Annotated in this window: 14 protein-coding genes; 5 read left to right on the top strand and 9 right to left on the bottom strand. The window is 70.9% G+C overall.

Going from position 1 to position 16,386, the window contains the following annotated elements; translation table 11 throughout:
* Positions 1-9: 9 nt before the first annotated feature.
* The 3 genes from ABD211_RS01370 to ABD211_RS01360 are packed head-to-tail and all read left to right on the top strand — an operon-like array spanning position 10 to position 4,228.
* On the top strand, positions 10-1,887 hold the full coding sequence (locus ABD211_RS01370; RefSeq protein ID WP_344125308.1) for an ankyrin repeat domain-containing protein: 1,878 nt from the start codon (positions 10-12) through the stop codon (positions 1,885-1,887).
* A complete protein-coding gene (locus tag ABD211_RS01365) occupies positions 1,884-3,059 on the top strand; it encodes an AAA family ATPase (protein ID WP_344125306.1) in 1,176 nt (391 codons plus the stop codon). Before ABD211_RS01370 ends, ABD211_RS01365 begins: the two co-directional genes overlap by 4 nt.
* Entirely contained in the window at positions 3,056-4,228 is a 1,173-nt protein-coding gene (locus ABD211_RS01360; protein WP_344125391.1) for a vWA domain-containing protein, read from the top strand. Before ABD211_RS01365 ends, ABD211_RS01360 begins: the two co-directional genes overlap by 4 nt.
* Here the strand turns inward: ABD211_RS01360 and ABD211_RS01355 are convergent.
* On the bottom strand, positions 4,225-4,470 hold the full coding sequence (locus ABD211_RS01355; RefSeq protein ID WP_344125304.1) for a hypothetical protein: 246 nt from the start codon (positions 4,468-4,470) through the stop codon (positions 4,225-4,227). The two genes, ABD211_RS01360 and ABD211_RS01355, sit on opposite strands and share 4 nt — an antisense overlap.
* 65 nt (positions 4,471-4,535) lie before the next feature.
* Here ABD211_RS01355 and ABD211_RS01350 point away from each other — a divergent pair, with 65 nt between their 5' ends.
* On the top strand, positions 4,536-4,811 hold the full coding sequence (locus ABD211_RS01350) for a methyltransferase family protein (RefSeq protein ID WP_344125302.1): 276 nt from the start codon (positions 4,536-4,538) through the stop codon (positions 4,809-4,811).
* Between the two features lie 151 nt (positions 4,812-4,962).
* Here ABD211_RS01350 and ABD211_RS01345 read toward each other — a convergent pair whose 3' ends face one another.
* Positions 4,963-7,011, bottom strand: a complete 2,049-nt coding sequence (locus tag ABD211_RS01345; protein WP_344125300.1) for an AAA family ATPase — start codon at positions 7,009-7,011, stop codon at positions 4,963-4,965.
* A gap of 146 nt (positions 7,012-7,157) precedes the next feature.
* On the opposite strand from ABD211_RS01345, the gene ABD211_RS01340 reads away from it, so the two are divergent.
* Positions 7,158-7,694: a calcium-binding protein gene (locus ABD211_RS01340; RefSeq protein ID WP_344125297.1), complete on the top strand. Its 537-nt coding sequence runs from the start codon at positions 7,158-7,160 to the stop codon at positions 7,692-7,694.
* A gap of 25 nt (positions 7,695-7,719) precedes the next feature.
* Here the strand turns inward: ABD211_RS01340 and ABD211_RS01335 are convergent, their stop codons facing one another.
* The 7 genes from ABD211_RS01335 to ABD211_RS01305 all read right to left on the bottom strand — a co-directional run bounded on the left by ABD211_RS01335 (position 7,720) and on the right by ABD211_RS01305 (position 16,152).
* On the bottom strand, positions 7,720-9,750 hold the full coding sequence (locus tag ABD211_RS01335; protein ID WP_344125294.1) for an alpha-glucuronidase: 2,031 nt from the start codon (positions 9,748-9,750) through the stop codon (positions 7,720-7,722).
* On the bottom strand, positions 9,740-11,740 hold the full coding sequence (locus tag ABD211_RS01330) for a beta-galactosidase (RefSeq protein WP_344125292.1): 2,001 nt from the start codon (positions 11,738-11,740) through the stop codon (positions 9,740-9,742). Before ABD211_RS01330 ends, ABD211_RS01335 begins: the two co-directional genes overlap by 11 nt.
* A 70-nt stretch (positions 11,741-11,810) precedes the next feature.
* Positions 11,811-12,497, bottom strand: a complete 687-nt coding sequence (locus tag ABD211_RS01325; RefSeq protein WP_344125290.1) for a hypothetical protein — start codon at positions 12,495-12,497, stop codon at positions 11,811-11,813.
* Positions 12,490-12,786 carry a GH39 family glycosyl hydrolase gene (locus ABD211_RS01320; protein ID WP_344125288.1) on the bottom strand — a complete coding sequence of 99 codons (297 nt, stop codon included), beginning with the start codon at positions 12,784-12,786 and terminating at the stop codon, positions 12,490-12,492. The genes ABD211_RS01325 and ABD211_RS01320 overlap by 8 nt, the downstream gene beginning before the upstream one ends.
* Before the next feature lies 1 nt (position 12,787).
* Entirely contained in the window at positions 12,788-14,440 is a 1,653-nt protein-coding gene (locus tag ABD211_RS01315) for an ABC transporter substrate-binding protein (protein ID WP_344125286.1), read from the bottom strand.
* A 33-nt stretch (positions 14,441-14,473) separates the two neighbouring features.
* Positions 14,474-15,352 carry a carbohydrate ABC transporter permease gene (locus tag ABD211_RS01310; protein WP_344125285.1) on the bottom strand — a complete coding sequence of 293 codons (879 nt, stop codon included), beginning with the start codon at positions 15,350-15,352 and terminating at the stop codon, positions 14,474-14,476.
* On the bottom strand, positions 15,346-16,152 hold the full coding sequence (locus ABD211_RS01305) for an ABC transporter permease (protein WP_344125283.1): 807 nt from the start codon (positions 16,150-16,152) through the stop codon (positions 15,346-15,348). The genes ABD211_RS01310 and ABD211_RS01305 overlap by 7 nt, the downstream gene beginning before the upstream one ends.
* Positions 16,153-16,386 lie beyond the last annotated feature (234 nt).

The raw sequence follows: 16,386 nt of genomic DNA, 5'->3' as shown, positions 1-16,386 counted from the left end.
CGCGCGCACGTGAGCCCACCCGAGGGCCGCTCCGCTCGCAGCGTCTTCGTCAACGCCAACGCGACCGGCTGGCTCGCTGCCCGCCGGTACGGCATGCCGGCGCGGATGGTGGCCGGGGCGACCGCGCGGCGCGAGGCCGGGGACTGGCGGGGCGCCTGCGCGGCCGCCCGGTTCGACGTCCATATCGACCTAGCGGACGTCGCCGACCGGCACGGCAACGAGATCGCGGCGCGGCTCACCGACGACCTGCGCCGCCTCGCGCCCGACCTGGTGCGGTGGCACCTGCCGCGGCACGCCGCGGGCGGCTCGGGCCTGCTGTTGCCCCGCTGGCGGGTCGCGCTGGCCTGGTACTGCGACAGTCTCGCGCTGTACGTGCGCAACCCGGTGGCCGACGAGCGTCCCCAGGTCCCGCAGCTGCATGTCGGCGACCCCCGGACGCGTCAGCCGTTGGAGGACTGGGCCGGATCGCGGTACCTGTGGGACGCCCACGCCACCCACCTGCTGCTGCCCCGGTTCGGGGGTGACCGGGCACCGTTCTTCGCCCGCGACGGGCGCCCGTACCGCGCCGACGCCGCCTCCGATGACCCGGTGGCGCTCCTGGAACGGGTCATCGACCTGCAGGACGAGGGCCGGATCGGGCAGGCCTGGGAGATCGCCGGCGTCACGTCCGACCTGCAGCCGAGCGACGAGTACGCCCGACGTTCGCCCGAGGCGGCCTTTCCCGAGGCGTTCAGCGCGATGGTCCCGGTGCTGGTGCCCGTGGTCCGACAGATGCTGGAGCGGCCGTCCGGGCCGCCGATGGTCATGGTTCGGGGCACCAACGACTGGGGTGGGCAACGCGTGCTGCTGTCCCTCGGCGCGCCCGGACAGCTGATAGCGACCCATCGCCACTGGTCCACCGCCGACGTCGAGAACGTCCCCCGCCTGGACCGGCCGCTGTGGCAGCGACCGGCCGACCTGGAGCTGCTACGCACCGGACGGATCAGCAGCGACGAGGTCCACCCGCTGGTTCGGGCCGCGCTGTTCCCGGACCAGCCGGACCCCGGCTACCACCCGCCCGCGCCGGCTCTGGACGTGTCGGCGGTCCGGGTGCGCTGCGGCAGACAGTGGCACCAGGTCGGCTGGCGCGACGGGCGGCCGTACACCCATGAGCACACCGAGGAGGAGGGACGCCGCGAACGCGTCCTGCGCGCCCTCGGCGGCGAGGCACCGGCCTGCGTCAACGCCGTCGACGCCTGGCACGGGGCGACCAGGTCCCGGCTGCCCCGGCCGCTGAAGCAGCTGCGCTGGCACGCGGTCGCGGCGATCACCCATGGCGACACCGACACGTTCGTCAGCGTGCTCGACATGGGCGTGGACCCGAGCGGTCTGCGCGACCGCTGGGACGCCGGACCCTTGCACCACCTGGTCAAAATCGGCGGGGTGACGCTGCTCAACCGGCTGCTCGCCGCCGGCCTCGACATCAACACCCGCGACCTGTTCGGCCGCACCCCGCTGGCCGGGGTGCTCTACGACGGCGGCTCCGCGAGCCTCTTCCACGCGCTCATCGCCGCCGGCGCCGATCCGCTCACCATCGACCGGACCGGCGGCAACCTGCTGCACGTGCTGCGCTCGCCGGACGCCGCCGAGATCGTGCCGTGGCTGGTCACGGCGGGCGTCGACGTGAACCGTCAGAGCACGCAGCGGTACACCCCGCTCATGACCCAGGTGCAGGTCGACTCTCCGGCGGAGGTCATGCGGGCGATGCTCGCGGCCGGCGCCGACCCGGCCGCCGGCGATACGTACCGGCGCCAGTCGCTCCGCTACATGATCGATAACTCCAAGCGGGACGACCTCGACTTTCTTCGCGCCGCCGTTACCGCCGCTTACGACCGGAAAGAACAATGACCAGCGAAGATCAGTTGATGTTGGCCGACACGTTGGTGCGGCGCATCCGGGGCGCGCGCACCGAGCCCGCCACGAGCAGTCAGGCCGACGCGTTGGCGCTGGCCGTGGCAGCCAACCTGCCCGTCCTGCTGTGGGGCGAGCCGGGCATCGGCAAGTCCGCGACGCTCGAACAGCTCGCCGCCGCGCTGGCGCTGCCGCTGGAGACCGTGATCGCGAGCATCCACGAGCCGAGCGACTTCTCCGGGCTGCCGATCATCGGGGAGGACCCGGCCAACCAGGGCGTGCCGATGGCGCCGCCGGACTGGGCGGTGCGCGTCGCCCGTATCGGCAAGGGTCTGCTCTTTTTTGACGAGTTGTCGTCCGCGCCGCCGGCCGTGCAGGCGGCGCTGCTGCGGGTGGTGCTGGAGCGGCGCGTCGGCAGCCTGACGCTGCCCGAGCAGGTGCGCATCGTGGCGGCGGCCAACCCGCCGGCCAGCGCGGCCGACGGCTGGCACCTGAGTCCGCCGCTGGCCAACCGCTTCGTGCACCTGAACTGGACGCACGACCCGCGGGTCGTGGCGCGCGGCCTGTCCGGGACGTGGCCGGCGGTGACCGTGCCGACGATCAAGCCGGAGCGGGTGGACGCGGCGCTCGCGCGCGCCCGGGGCATCCTCGCCGGCTTCCTCACCGCGCGGCCGGGCCTGGCCCACCACATGCCCGCCGACGCGCAGGCCCGGGGCCGCGCCTGGCCGTCGCCGCGCACCTGGGAGATGGCGTTGCGGCTGCTGACCTTCGCCGACGCCTGCGGGGCCGACCGGGAGCCGCTCGGCGCGGCGCTGGTCGGCGCGATCGGCGACGGCGCGGGCATCGAGCTGCTCACGTTCGCCGAGGAGCTCGACCTGCCCGACCCCGACCGGGTGCTCGCCCGGCCGGAGGCGTTCGCGCTGCCCGAGCGCGGCGACCGGCAGCTGGCGTTCCTCACCGCGGTGGTCGCGGCCGTGCAGGCCAACACGAGCCAGCAGCGGTGGGAGGCCGGCTGGGTCGTGCTGGCCAAAGCGGTCGACGCGGGCGTGCCCGACGTCGCCGCCCGGGCCGCGGCCGACCTCGCGGCCATGCGCGACCCGCGCTGGCCGGCCCCGCCGCAGCTCGACGCGTTCGTCAACATCCTCGCGCTGTCCGGGGCGCTGGTCTGAGCGCGCTGGACCGCACGAAGCTGCTGGCGGCCCGCTACCGGGCGGCCAGCGACCGGCCGTACCTGGCGTCGGCGCTGTACACGCTCGCCGTCGTGCCCTCCGAGATCGTGCCGACCATGGCGGTGGACCGGCTGTGGCGGTGCTACGTGAACGCCGGCTTCGTCGACGGCACGCCGGTGAACGAGCTGGCCGGGGTGTGGATCCACGAGGTGTCGCACCTGCTGCGCGACCATCACGGGCGGGCCGAGCGGCTGCCCGCGCAGTTGCAGGGCGACCGTGCCCGGGTCAACCTCGCCCAGGACTGCGAGATCAACGACGACCTGGTCGCCGACGGGTTGGCGCTACCGCGCGACCACATCCGGCCGGCGACGTTCGGGCTGCCCAATGGGCTGCTGTTCGAGCAGTACCTGCCGGACATCCCTGCGCAGCCGCCATGCCCGCGCTGCGGCTCCGGCGTCTACGGCGGCGTGGAGCCGTGGGACCTGGGGCCGGACGGCGCGGCGACGTCGGTGTCCCCCACCGAGGCGGACGCGATCCGCCGGATCACGGCCGACGCGATCCGGTCCCACCAGCGCACCCGCGGCTCGGTGCCGAACGGCTGGCGCCGCTGGGCCGACGAGGTCCTCGAACCCACCGTCGACTGGCGCCAGGTGCTGGCCGGCAACGTCCGGCAGGCGGTCGCCTGGGCGGGCGGCGCGGTCGACTACACGTACCGGCGGCCGTCGCGGCGCTCGGCCAGCCAGGCCACCGTCGTGCTGCCCAGCCTGCGCCGCCCCGTGCCGTGCGTGACGATCGTGGTGGACACCTCCGGTTCGATGTCGGACGACGACCTCGCCGAGGCGATGGCGGAGGTCGCCGGCGTGCTGCGCGACATCGGCATCCGCGGCAACCGGGTCACCGTCCTGTCCTGCGACGCGGCCGTGCACGTGGTGCAGCACGTCTCCCGCGCCGAGGAACTGGAGTTCTCCGGCGGCGGGGGCACCGACATGCGCGAGGGGATCACGGCCGCGCTGGCGCAGCCGCAGCGCCCGGACGTGATCGTGGTCCTCACCGACGGCTTCACCCCCTGGCCCGACGAGCCCGTCGGCACGCGGGTGATCGCCGGCCTCATCGGCGGGGATCCGCCGCCGCCGCCCTCCTGGATCGAGTCCGTCCGCGTCAACGACTAGTGATGCCGGCCGGAGTTGCCCTTCTTCAGGCGCATCGAGTCCGACTGGTTGACCATGGTGGCCGACCGGCTCGACCGGGCCCGGTCCGCCATCGCCTGCTCATGGGCGGTTTCACGGGCGGACGCCTGGTGCGGGCGGGCCTGTGGAGCACCCGGCCCGGCCGACAAGGGCTCCTCCTCGGCGGCCCTCGCCGCGTGGTGCAGGACGTCCGACGGCGGGGTGAGATGCCTGCGATTGGACATATGAGAACGCTACTCGGATCCGCCGCGTTGTACCCCGTGATCTGCGAATCCTCCGGCCAAGAGCCATGCGGACGTTCTCGCCCCGTCTGTGGGCGGCTGCCGACCTGGTGACGCCGATGGCCATCCGCGTCGCGGCGACGTTGCGGTTGGCCGACCACATCGCGGCCGGCTCCGTCCCGGCCGCGACCGCGGCCGCCGTGACGGACGCGGACCCGGACGCGTTGGAGCGCCTGATGGGCCACCTGGTGACCGCCGGCGTTCTGGTCCGCACGACGACCGGCGGGTATGGCCTGACGGCCCTGGGACGACCTGGCGTCCGATTCCGAGCTGTCCCAGGCTGATCGGACCCCCGATCGATGAGCTCGACCTGGCCCCGCTGGCTTTCCAGAAGATCCGCCGACCCCGGGCGTCGGGGATGGACGACGCCACTCCAGCCCGTGGGCCCGTCTCGAAGTCGCTGACAGCAGTGGTGACCTGTCGGCGTGCTACCGCTCACGCTCGAACATCGAACTGCGCTCGGCGCACCTCACCGATCTCCACGGTCCATAGCAGCTCGGTGAGGTGATCGACCGCCCTGGCGAGATAGCGGCGGTAGGTGCTCATCGGCAGGCCGAGGACCTCGGCCGCGGCTTCCTGGGTGGGGGCCGCACGTAGATAGGTGCGGTGCAGGACAGCGCGGAGCTGGTCGCCTTTCGGCTCGTCGCCGAGGCACGTCACGGCGTTTTCGATCGTGGCCCGGAGTTGGGCGACGTCGGGTCCGGTAGCGGTCGCCGCGAGCGCGGAACCCATGAGCGGGTTGGCGGCGAGGTGATCGGGTCGGTGCAGGGTCTGCAGCGCCGTACGGATCGCGACGGCGAAGCGGGCCCGGTCGAGCGCGGGCGGGCGCATGATGGCCGCGGGCGGCGGTCCGGTGTCGCCGGAGTGCCCGCGTTCGCGCATCAGGTCGAGCCAGTCCTCGACCGGCACGCGTCGCCAGTCGATGCCGTAGACGACATGCTGCAGGCCGTCGACGTCCGCCTCGGTCAGCCGGGTGAAGGCGAGGTACTCGAAGAAGGGCTCCCAGTACCCGATGTCGACGGTGGTGGCGAACGACCAGGCGAGTGGGCTGGTCGACCATTCGATGATGCTCGACACGCTCGCGACCAGCACCGCGTAGAGGTCACGTTGATGTTCCCGCGCCCCGGCGAGGAACCGGGTGATGTCGACGTGTTCCCCGGGACGGACCGGCCCCTCCCGCGCGACGTGGTCGAGCACGGCGCGCACGACCGGGTCCCGCTCCTCCAGCGGCGAACCGGTCGGGCACCGCAGGTGGTGGGCGAAGCCGGCGACGTCATCGCCGGTCCGGACAACGCTGAGCCGCTCGGGTTGTTCGCTGAGCCAGGCACGGGCGAACCGGGCGCTCGTCGGCCCCTCGAACTTCTCGATGATCGCGCAGATCTGGTCGTGTTCGTCGGGACGGGCCGGCACCACCGCGGCGGAGCCCTGGGCGCGAAGCACGGAGATCGCGGCCGCCAGCGGGCCTTTTCGGTGCAGGAAGTTCAGCTGTTGGGCATAGGGCTGCCGGTCAACGCCGGTGGCGGCTCGCAGGCCGGCCAGTGCGTGGGCCTGAACGATCCGCCGATAGGCGGCATACCGCTCGGGCGAGCGGCGTTCGAACTCGGCGTCCAGCACATCGCGGGCCAGGTCGTGGATGAACAGCCCACGCGGGCCGGCCGTGACGAACGGCTGCCGTGCCAGCCACTGCCACACCACGGCAGCGTCGGCGCCGACCACCTGTCGAAGCAGGTCCTCGGTCGTCAACCACGCGAGGGCGCAGGTCGCGAGACCGATCAGATGGGCCTCGCCCGGCGTGTCGCGCAGGAACGACGCCAGCAACGCCGAGACCAGGTCGGGTACGTCGGCCAGCGTGTCAGGTACCTCGCCGGTTTCGGCAAGGTCGGCGAGCAGGGCCATGGTCAGGGGATGGCCGCGCCCGAGTCGCAAAAGATGCGGCCGGACGGACGGGTCGACGCCGGCGTGGGCGAGGAGTTCGAAGCTCTCGGCCGGGACCAAAGGATCGAGGCGGTGGACCGCCACGAGGTGCCGCCATCCCGGGTCGGTACGCCAGGGGGCGGCGGGCGGATCCCGGCCGGCCAGGACGACGACGTTGTCGGCGCTCAGACCGGGGACGAACACGTCGCGCAGCCAGACGTCGACCGGGGCCATCTGCTCATAGCCGTCCACGAGCAGGACGGCGCCGGCGGGCAGCGACGCGACCGTGTCGTCGCCCGGGCGAAGGCCGAGAGCAGTGGCCATCCCCTGGGGCGACGGGTCGATATCGCGACCGTCGACGTGGATGACCGGCCGGCCGGCCGCGAGGGCACGCGCACGCAACTCCAGCAGCAGGGTGGTCTTGCCGATGCCTCCTTCGCCGTGCACGAACAGCAGTCGCTGCGGCGATCGCTTGTCGAGGGCGTCGTCGAAGCTGGCCACCTCACGACGGCGCCCCACGAACCGCTCCCGCCTGGCGTTGTCCAGCAGGTCGCCGAGGCGCGTGGACATGCCGTCACCTCCCGTTCGTCCGGCACCAGCGCGATTTCATGGTCCGCCCACCCGCGGCGTTTGGACAGTGACTGGCAGCAATGTGACCTGGAGAGTGAACACCCGCGCGGCCGATCCTCGGGTATCCACACGAGGAGGGCAGCACCATGACACGAACGTCGACCAGACTCGGCGCTATCGCGGCAACCTGCGCGCTGGCAACGGCCGGCCTCATCGCCGTGAGCCCATCGCCGGCCTTCGCGGTCGTTCCGGACAACTGCGGTCCGTACTCAGGCGGGAACGTTCCTGCCGGGTACGCCGTACGGGACCTGACCGTTCTCGGCCCTCTCTACAACGGTGCCAATGAGCCGGGCCCGGTGTTCGTGATCGGCAGCAGCCAGGCGGACACCATCGTCGGCAGTGCTTTCAACGACGCCATCTGCGCGCGGGGAGACGACGACTTCGTCGACGGCCTCGGCGGCGAGGACGAGATCTACGGCGGCAACGGTGCCGACGTGATCTACGGCGGGGAGGACAGCGACTTCATCAGTGGCGGACCGCAGGGCGATGAGATCCACGGCGACGCCTTCAACGGCGGCGGCAGTGGGAACGACGTGATCCAGGGCGGCGACGGCTACGACAGCGGGGACGGCGACGCCGGAGTCAACTCGTGCGTGGGCGTGGAGTTCCGCACCAACTGCTGAGATGCCGGTCGTCCACCAGCGAGACCTAGTGGATGTGCCGCCCCCGGGCGTCGGGGATCCCGGACTTGCGGAAGAAGTACGCATTGATCTGGTCGCGCCACTCCTGGGCGCAGCGCACCTGCTCGTCCAGGAGTTGCGCGACCCGCGCGTGCCGGGCGGCGTTCACGAAGTCGGCGATCTCGGCCCAGCGCCGGCGCATCTCCACGACCTTGGTGACGCCGTCGAAGTGCGTGTCGTAGATGTGCTGGATGAGCGGCAGCCCGCTACGCAGGACGTGCGAGTACGGCACGTGGTGGAAGAAGAGGAGCAGCTCGTCGGGGCAGGACGCCACCGACTCGTAGACGTCGCGCCACGGCGCCGGGTACTGGCCCGTGTATCCCGTCCCCGAGGCACGGGTGCGGTCCACACCCACCCCGTCCCGGTCGGCGAAGTGGTAGGTCCCCCACGGCGTGTACTCGTACCCGTCGACACCGGGGCCGTAATGGGATCCCGGGTTCACCATGAATCCCACGCCCAGCGGGGCCGTGTAGGACTCGTAGACCTGCCATGACGAGTCCATGATCTCGTGCAGCGCCGACCGCAGCACGGACGGGCACGGCGCGAAGGTCAGTGAGATCCACTCGTCCAGGACGTCCAGCGGGTCGAGGAACGGGTCCCACGCCAGCCGGCCGAAGGCGTACAGGTTGGCCTGGGCGAGCGGGTGTCCGGTCCAGAACGGGTCGTCGCCCACGTTGGACACGGCGACCAGCCCGCCGCCGTCGCCCGCCACGGACGCGACCGCCCGCCCGTCCGGCCCCCATGGCCGGAACCGCAGGATCGAGGCCCACAGCGGCCCGAGATAGCACACGTGCCGCTGCTGGCCGGTGTACTCCTGCGTGACCTGCAGCTCCACCGCCACCGAGGTCGACGGCATCGCGGCGATGACGGGCGAGACGGGCTCGCGGGTCTGGAAGTCGATCGGACCGTACTTGACCTGCAGGATCACGTTGTCCGCGAACTGGCCGTCGAGCGGCGCGAAGTGGTCGTAGGCCGCCCGCGCGCGGTCGGTGGTCCGGTCCCGCCAGTCCTGGCGGTGGTTGTAGACGAACGCCCGCCAGTGCACGACGCCGCCATGGTCGGACAGCGCCGCGGCCAGCGCGTTCGCCCCGTCGGCGTGGGTGCGCCCGTACCCGAAGGGACCGGGCTGCCCCTCCGAGTCGGCCTTCACCACGAACCCGCCGAAGTCGGGGATGGTCGCGTAGACGTCCGCGACCGCCGAGGACCACCACTCGCGGACACGAGGATCCAGCGGATCAGCCGTTGGCAGACCGCCGAGGACCATCGGCGACGCGAAGCTCACCGACAGGTGCGTGCGGATCCCGAAGGGCCGCAGTACATCGGCGATGGCAGCGACGTCGCCGAGCCGGTCGGTGAGCAGCCGTGCCTCGGTCGCGTGCACGTTGACGTTGTTGACCGCGACCGCGTTCACCCCGATGGCGGCCAGCAGCCGGCCGTACTCCCGTACCCGATGAAGGTCGCGTGGCTCGCCGGCGCGCCAGAAGATCGACCCACCCGCGTAGCCGCGCTCCACCTGCCCCATCACCGGATGGACGTCGATGTTGTCCCAGTGGTCCAGCATCCGCCGCGCCGACGCGGGCCGGTGGACCTCCAGCGGGCGCCAGCCGTCGAACGCCGCCTCGCCGAGCCGCGCGACGTGGAACAGCCCGTAGAGCAGCCCCGCCGGCCCGTCGGCCACCACGACCGTGGCGCCGGCGGGCCGGGCGAGGGCATACCCTTCCTTACCTAGCGGCTGCCCGGGCGCGATCTCCGCACGAACGGCCGCTGCCTCCCCAGGCAGACAATCAAGATCAGTGAGTACGAGCAGGAGATCGGCGCCGTCCGCGTCCGGACTGCCGGCCGTCCCGTGCCAGACCCGACCACCGTAGCGTGCGCAGGCGCGCGTGACCTCATCGACCACGGTGCGCACAACCGGGCCGTCGCCGCCGCACACCACGACGCGCCGGGTGCCGATCGCCCGGAACGCCTGGTCCGGCAGCCACGCGGGGTCAGTCTTCACGGAGCACCAGCACCCCACCGGGCGGGAGCCCGATCGGGTCGCCCGCCTCAACGCGACCGCCGGTGAGCAGGTCGGCGCCGCCGGCGCGGGCGACGATGTCGACGGCGTCGGCGCCGTGGTTGAGCAGGAACCGCAGCCGGGTGCCGTCCGCGGCGACGCGCGTGGTCGTCTCCAGGTCGGGCACGTGCGGGTACGGGCCGCGCAGGTCGTGCCCGTCGAGCACCCGTTCCACGACCCAGGACACACCGGCCTGGTCGAGCCCGGCGCCGACGTACCAGCCGTGGCCGGCGCCGAACGCGTTGCGGGTCACGGCCGGCGTGCCGGCGTAGAAGTCGGCCCCGTACGTGCCGACGACCTCGGCGCCCTGCGGGACCACCAGCTCGAACAGCAGCCTCGAGGCGACCGTCGCGCCGCCGAGGGTGACCGGGTTGACCACGTCGGCCCCCCGGGCGTCCCACTCGTCGACCCGCACGCCCAGGAGCGGGCCGAGCGGCCCGGGCACGTCCGTGCCGAAGGCGTTGTTGTTCTCGTCGGCGCGCCCGGACAGGAACGTGGTCAGCACGGACCCGCCCCGGTCGGCCACCTGCTCCAGCCGCGCCGCCAGGTCACCCTTGACCATGTACAGCGCAGGGGCGACGACCACGTCGTACGACGACAGGTCGGCGGCCACGGGCAGCACGTCCACGTCGACGCCCGCGTCCCACAGCGCCCGGTAGTAGGCGAGCACCACGTCGAGGTAGCGAACCAGCCGCGACGGACCGTCGGTGATCTCCAGCGCCCACCAGCTGTCCCAGTCGAACAGCAGCGCCACGCCTGCCGGCGTGCGGGCTCCCAGGGTCGCGTCGCCGAGCCGCGACAGTTCCGCGCCCAGCGCGGCGACCTCGGTGAACACCCTCGTGTCCGACCGGCCCGCGTGCCCGATGACCGCGCCGTGGTACTTCTCGCACGCCCCGCGCGAGGCTCGCAGCTGGAAGAACAGCACGGCGTCGGCGCCGTGCGCGACGGCCTGCCAGCTCCACAGCCGCATGATCCCGGGGCGCTTGAGCGGGTTGACGTCGCGGCAGGCGGTGAAGCTCGGCGTCTGCTCCATGAGCCAGAACGGCGCGCCGTCCTTGAGGCCGCGCATGAGGTCGTGGGCGAGCGCCATCCGGGCGTGGGACCGGTCGTCGGGCGGGTAGTTGTCCCACGACGCGAAGTCCAGGTGCGGCGCCCACCGGTGGTAGTCGATCGGCCGGTACAGCCCCATGAAGTTCGTGGTCACCGGGATGTCCGGGCTGGACTCCCTGATCGCCGCCTTCTCGTCGATGAAGTTGGCGAGCAGCGCGTCGGAGGTGAACCGCAGGTAGTCCAGCGTCATCGTGGGGAACGCGGTGTGGTCGGGGCCGCGCCAGTGCTCGGTCAGCGCCGACGGCGGCTCGATCTGCGCCCAGTCGGTGAACGTGTGCGACCAGAACGTCGTGTACCAGGCCTCGTTGAGCGCGTCGAGGCTCCCGTAGCGGGCGCGCAGCCAGTCGCGGAACGCCTCGGCGCACAGGTCGCAGTAGCACGCCCCGCCGTACTCGTTGCCGACGTGCCACGCCACGACCGACGGGTGCGCGGCGTAGCGCTGCCCGACCCGGCGGGCCAGTTCGGCCGACAGCCGCCGGAACACCGGCGAGCTGGGGCAGGCGTTGTGCCGCTGCCCGTACCGGTGCCGGCGGCCCTCGAAGTCGGTGCGGTTGACCTCGGGATGGGCGCGGGCGAGCCACGGCGGCAGCGCGCCGGTCCCGGTGGCCAGGCAGACCGCCCGCCCCTCGGCGGCGGCCCGCTCCACGACGCGATCCAGCACGGCGAAGTCGTAGACGTCCGGCCCGGGCTGCGTCGACGCCCACGCGAACACCCCGACCGTGACCGTGTCGATCCCGGCCAGGTCGAACAGCTTGTAGTCCTCGTCCCACACCGTCTCGGGCCACTGCTCCGGGTTGTAATCGCCCCCGAAAAGCACCTTCATGCCGCCACCTCGCTTCGCGAGGCGACGGCATGAAGGAAACCTGCGCCGATGATTCGCTCGCGACGCTCGCTCATGCCGTGAACTCCCGTCGGACCGCGTCGAACAGGGGCCGGCTGTTGCGCAGCAGCATCGCCACGAACACCGAGCCCAGCAGGGCCGCGACGGCCTCCGACGAGACCCACACGACGCCGCCGGCCACGATGAGAAGGCAGGCGTTCGCGAGCGTGACGCCGGGCGTGCGGGTCAGAAAGTGCCCGGCGAGCCGCGCCACATCCCGTCCCCGGAACGCGAACAGCGACGTGATGACCAGCGCGTTCGTGGTCCACAGCGACGCCCCGGCCCCGACGAGCGCCAGCAGCACGGCCCACCACCCGGGCAGCCCGGTGGCCCTGAAGTTGGCCAGCCCCACGGCCACGATCGCGAGCCAGACGAGCGCCGGGACCCAGACCTTGAGCACGCCCACGGCATTGAGCCGGTACCCGCGCCAGAACGCCGCCGCCGGCCGCAGGTCGGCCACGTCCGCCCGCCGGTGGTGCAGGGCGTAGACGGCGGCGGACAGGGCCGGGCCCAGCGGCAGCGCGCACGCCGCGACGAGCGGCAGGTTGCTCACGTCCCGGTCGAGCAGGACCAGCACGACCAGCCCGGGCGCCGCGGTGACCAGCAGCAGGATCTCGACGACGAGCATGGTGTAGACCGTCGCGGCCGCCCGCGACAGCGGCCCCTCCCCGAACTCGCGCACGCCCGCGATGTTACTCATGCCCGTGCCCCAGCAGCCGCGCGTCCTCGTGCCACGGCGGCGTCTCGTCGACGACGGCACCCAGCTTCCGGTATGCGTCGATCACCTGGTCGACGTACGTGAACGAGTACCGGACGCCGTCGCAGAGCAGCCCGTGCCCACGGATGTACCGGAAGCCGATGTCGGACTGGACGAGCGCGAGCGAGTCCTGGTAGTCGCGACGCAGGGCGAGCTCGAACCGGCCGGTGCCGACGCAGAACCGCCATGCGTCGGACAGCCGGCCGGTCGGGCCGTCGGGGACGATGATCAACTTAGCCGTGTTCCTTCTTGTAGCGCTCGTAGGCGCCGTTGACCAGGTTCACGTACTGCTCCATGTTCTTGCCCTTGAGCTCGGCGACGTAGGCGTCCCAGTCGGTGAGCGGCCGTTGGCCCAGGATGAACTTGAGCGTCTGCTGGTTCACGTGGTCCTTGAGGCCCGTCTCCCACAGGGAGGCCTGCTCACGCTCGTCGGCGTTGAGCGGGTGCGGGGGCGGCTGCGGCAGCGTGCGCCGCGCCGTCATGACCTTCTGGAACTCCTTCTCCTCGGGCGAGAACTGCGACTCGAGGTGCTGGGTGCTGCCGCCGTAGGCGAACACGCCGTTGGCGAAGCCGTACTCCACCTGGAGGCTCTTGGGCGCGCCCGCGTTGATGCCGGCCCAGGTGATCTCCGGGTTCAGCTTGAAGTCGTTGGTGGCGTAGCCGCCCGTGTAGGTCGTGCCCTGCACGCCCCACTTGGCGAACATCTGGCCCTCGTCGGAGTACCACAGCCAGTCGATGAACTGCAGCATGGCCACGAAGTTCTTGCTGTCCCTGGCCTTCGCGGAGATCATGATGCCGTTCTCGAGGCGGGTGCCCTGCTTGACGGCGCCGAGCGGGCCCATCGGCTGCGGGATCTTGATGACGGTGGCGCCCGCGAGCTTCTCGATGTCCTTGCGGGCCTCGTTGACCAGGGTCTGCGCGTTGCAGCTGATGACGAACGACTTGCCGCTGGCGAACTTCTGCCGCGCGTTGTCGTCGGTCTGGGTGAAGCTCTCCGGGTCGAGCAGCTTCTCCTTCACCAGCCCGTTGAGGTACGTCAGCACCTGCTTGTACTGCTCGGTGGCGCCCGTGTACGCGAACTTGCTGGTCGCCGGGTCCCACTGCGCCGGCAGCCAGGCCCAGCCGGCCCAGGTGCCGTAGTTCTGGCTCGTGATGCTGAGCAGGTTGTTCGCGCCGGGGTTCGGCGGCGTGCTCCAGCGGTCGGAGAACGGGTAGTTGTCCGGATACGCCGCCCTCATCGTGCGCAGCATGGCGGCCACGTCGTCCCAGGTCTGCGGCGTGGCGATGCCCAGTTTGGTCATGATGTCGGTGCGCACGGCCAGCGAGTAGTCGATCCACACGTCCTCGTGCACGCCCGGCAGCAGGTAGAACTTGCCGTCGGCCTGACGCCACTGGTCAAGGTCGCCGTTCAGGTTCCACTTGGCGATCTTGTCCTTGAAGTGCGGCATGTAGTCGAGGTAGTCGCTGACGGGCAGGATGGCGCCGCCGGCGATGTACTGCTCCTCGTCGGGGTGGTACGTCTTCGGGATGATCGCGGGCGCGTCGCCGGCACTGATCATCACGGACCGCTTCTGGTTGTAGTCGCTGCCCGGGATGACGGTCGGCTCCAGGGTGACGTTCGTCCGCTTGGTCAGCTCGGAGAAGAAAAGCCACTCCTTCTTGTACGGATATGCCGCGTTCGACAGCAGCATGATCGGCAGGGTGATCGGCTCGGTGGCCTTGAACTGGTCACCGACCGCGTACTTCTCCATGGCGCCCGCGCGCTTGTCGTCGAGGTTGCCCCCGGACTCCTCGCTGTCGCAGCCGGCGAGCGCGCCGCCGACGACCGCGGCGGCACCCGCGACCCCGGCGGCGGCCAGAACCTGCCGCCTCGAGAGTGTGGACATGACGGCTCCCTTTCGGTGGATTGAGGGGTGTCGCTATCCCTTGACGGCGCCGAGCATCACGCCCCGGACGAAGTACCGCTGGATGAAGGGATAGACGAGCATGATGGGCAGGACGGTGAGCACGATCGTCACCGCCTGGATGTTGGCCCCGATCTGCAGCGCGGTCTCGCTGGCGGTGCCGATGTCGGACCCGCCGGTAGCGCCGGCGATCAGGTTGCGCAGATAGACCGTGACCGGGAACAGGTCGGTCCGGTCGAGGTAGAGGAACGCGCTGAACCACGAGTTCCAGAAGGTCACGGCGTAGAACAGGACCATCGTGGCGATAACGGCTTTCGACAGTGGCAGCACGATCCGCCCGAAGATCCCGTACGTGCTGAGCCCGTCGACGGCCGCGGCCTCCTCGAGGTCGACCGGCAGGCTCTCGAAGAACGCCTTCATCACCAGCAGGTTGAACACGTTGATCGCGTTGGGCAGCACGATGGCCCAGATGGTGTTGCGCAGCCCGAGCCCGCTGACGAGCACGTAGTTGGGGATCAGACCGCCGTTGAAGAACATCGTGAACAGCGCGACGCCGACGAGCAGCCCGCGCCCCTTGAGGTGGTGCTTGGACAGCACGTACGCGTAGCAGGTGGTCAGGACCATCGCGATGGCGGTGGCGACGACCGTGTAAAGAAGGGTGTTGCGGTAGTTGGTCCAGAACACCGGGTCCGACATCACCGTCTTGTACGTGGTGAGGTTGAACCCCTTCGGCAGCAGGTTCACCTGCCCGGACCGGATGTAGTGCTCGCCGCTGAACGAGCGGGCGAGGACGTTGCCGAAGGGGTACAGCGTCACGACCACCACGCCGAGCAGGATCACCGTGTTGACGACGTTGAAGACCCGGGCCCCCCGGCTCTGCCTGATCTTCACCACAGGCTCGCTCCCACCGTGCGGCGGGAGATCGTGTTCGCGCTGAGCACGAGGATCAACCCGATGATCGACTCGAACAGGCCGATGGCGGCGGCGTAGCTGAACGACCCGGAGACCACACCGACCCGGTACAGGTACGTCGAGATGACGTCCGCCGTGGGGTAGGTCAGCGGGTTGTACAGCAGCAGGATCTTCTCGAAGCCGACCGCCATGAACGTGCCGATGTTGAGGATCAGCAGGGTGACCGCCGTGGGCCGGATGCCGGGCAGCGTGACGTGCCAGGTCTGGCGCCAGCGGTTCGCGCCGTCCATGCGCGCCGCCTCGTACAGGTTGTCGTCGATCGTGGTGAGCGCGGCGAGGTAGAGGATCGTGCCCCAGCCGACCGTCTGCCAGACCTCGGAGGAGACATAGATGGTGCGGAACCATTCGGGCTGCTGCATGAACGGGATCCGGTCGTGGCCGACCGCCTGCAGCGCCTGGTTCACCACGCCGTCCATGGACAGGATCTGGAAGATCAGACCGGCCACGACCACGATGGACAGGAAGTGCGGCAGGTACGACACGGTCTGCACGAACCGCTTGAAGAACCGGCTGCGCACCTCGTTGAGCAGGAGCGCCAGCACGATCGGCAGCGGGAACAGGAAGAGCAGGGTCAGCACGCCGAGCAGCAGCGTGTTCGTGAAGACGTGCCAGAACGTGGGGTCGCCCAGGAACAGCTTCACGTACCGCAGGCCCACCCAGCGCTCGCCGAACAGGCTCCCGCCGGGCGTGTAGCGCCGAAAGGCGATGACGTTCCCGAGCATCGGTACGTATCGGAAGATGGCGAAAAACAGCAGGGGCAGGAGCGCCAACGAGTACAGCCGCCAGTCCCGTCGAAGGGCCCTTCGCCACGTCAGCCGCCGCGGCTTTGGCAGCTCATTCGCCATTTCAGCCCTTCTGTCCAGGCGCCGAGCCACGCCGGCCGCGCCGACGTGGCTTCGAAAGTTTCGTAAAATCTAAATTGCCTGGCCGCAAATTAATCGACTCATGCCCATGCG

It is taken from the genome of Luedemannella flava, from assembly GCF_039528515.1.
Classification (GTDB): Bacteria; Actinomycetota; Actinomycetes; order Mycobacteriales; family Micromonosporaceae; genus Luedemannella; species Luedemannella flava.
This window is presented reverse-complemented; position numbering and strand designations above follow the sequence as displayed.

Coding starts and splice junctions, on each gene's coding strand:
- ABD211_RS01365 (WP_344125306.1), top strand. CDS start 1,884: ATGACCAGCGAAGATCAGTTGATGTTGGCCGACACGTTGGTGCGGCGC.
- ABD211_RS01355 (WP_344125304.1), bottom strand. CDS start 4,470: ATGTCCAATCGCAGGCATCTCACCCCGCCGTCGGACGTCCTGCACCAC.
- ABD211_RS01350 (WP_344125302.1), top strand. CDS start 4,536: ATGCGGACGTTCTCGCCCCGTCTGTGGGCGGCTGCCGACCTGGTGACG.
- ABD211_RS01345 (WP_344125300.1), bottom strand. CDS start 7,011: ATGTCCACGCGCCTCGGCGACCTGCTGGACAACGCCAGGCGGGAGCGG.
- ABD211_RS01340 (WP_344125297.1), top strand. CDS start 7,158: ATGACACGAACGTCGACCAGACTCGGCGCTATCGCGGCAACCTGCGCG.
- ABD211_RS01330 (WP_344125292.1), bottom strand. CDS start 11,740: ATGAAGGTGCTTTTCGGGGGCGATTACAACCCGGAGCAGTGGCCCGAG.
- ABD211_RS01325 (WP_344125290.1), bottom strand. CDS start 12,497: ATGAGTAACATCGCGGGCGTGCGCGAGTTCGGGGAGGGGCCGCTGTCG.
- ABD211_RS01315 (WP_344125286.1), bottom strand. CDS start 14,440: ATGTCCACACTCTCGAGGCGGCAGGTTCTGGCCGCCGCCGGGGTCGCG.
- ABD211_RS01305 (WP_344125283.1), bottom strand. CDS start 16,152: ATGCTCGGGAACGTCATCGCCTTTCGGCGCTACACGCCCGGCGGGAGC.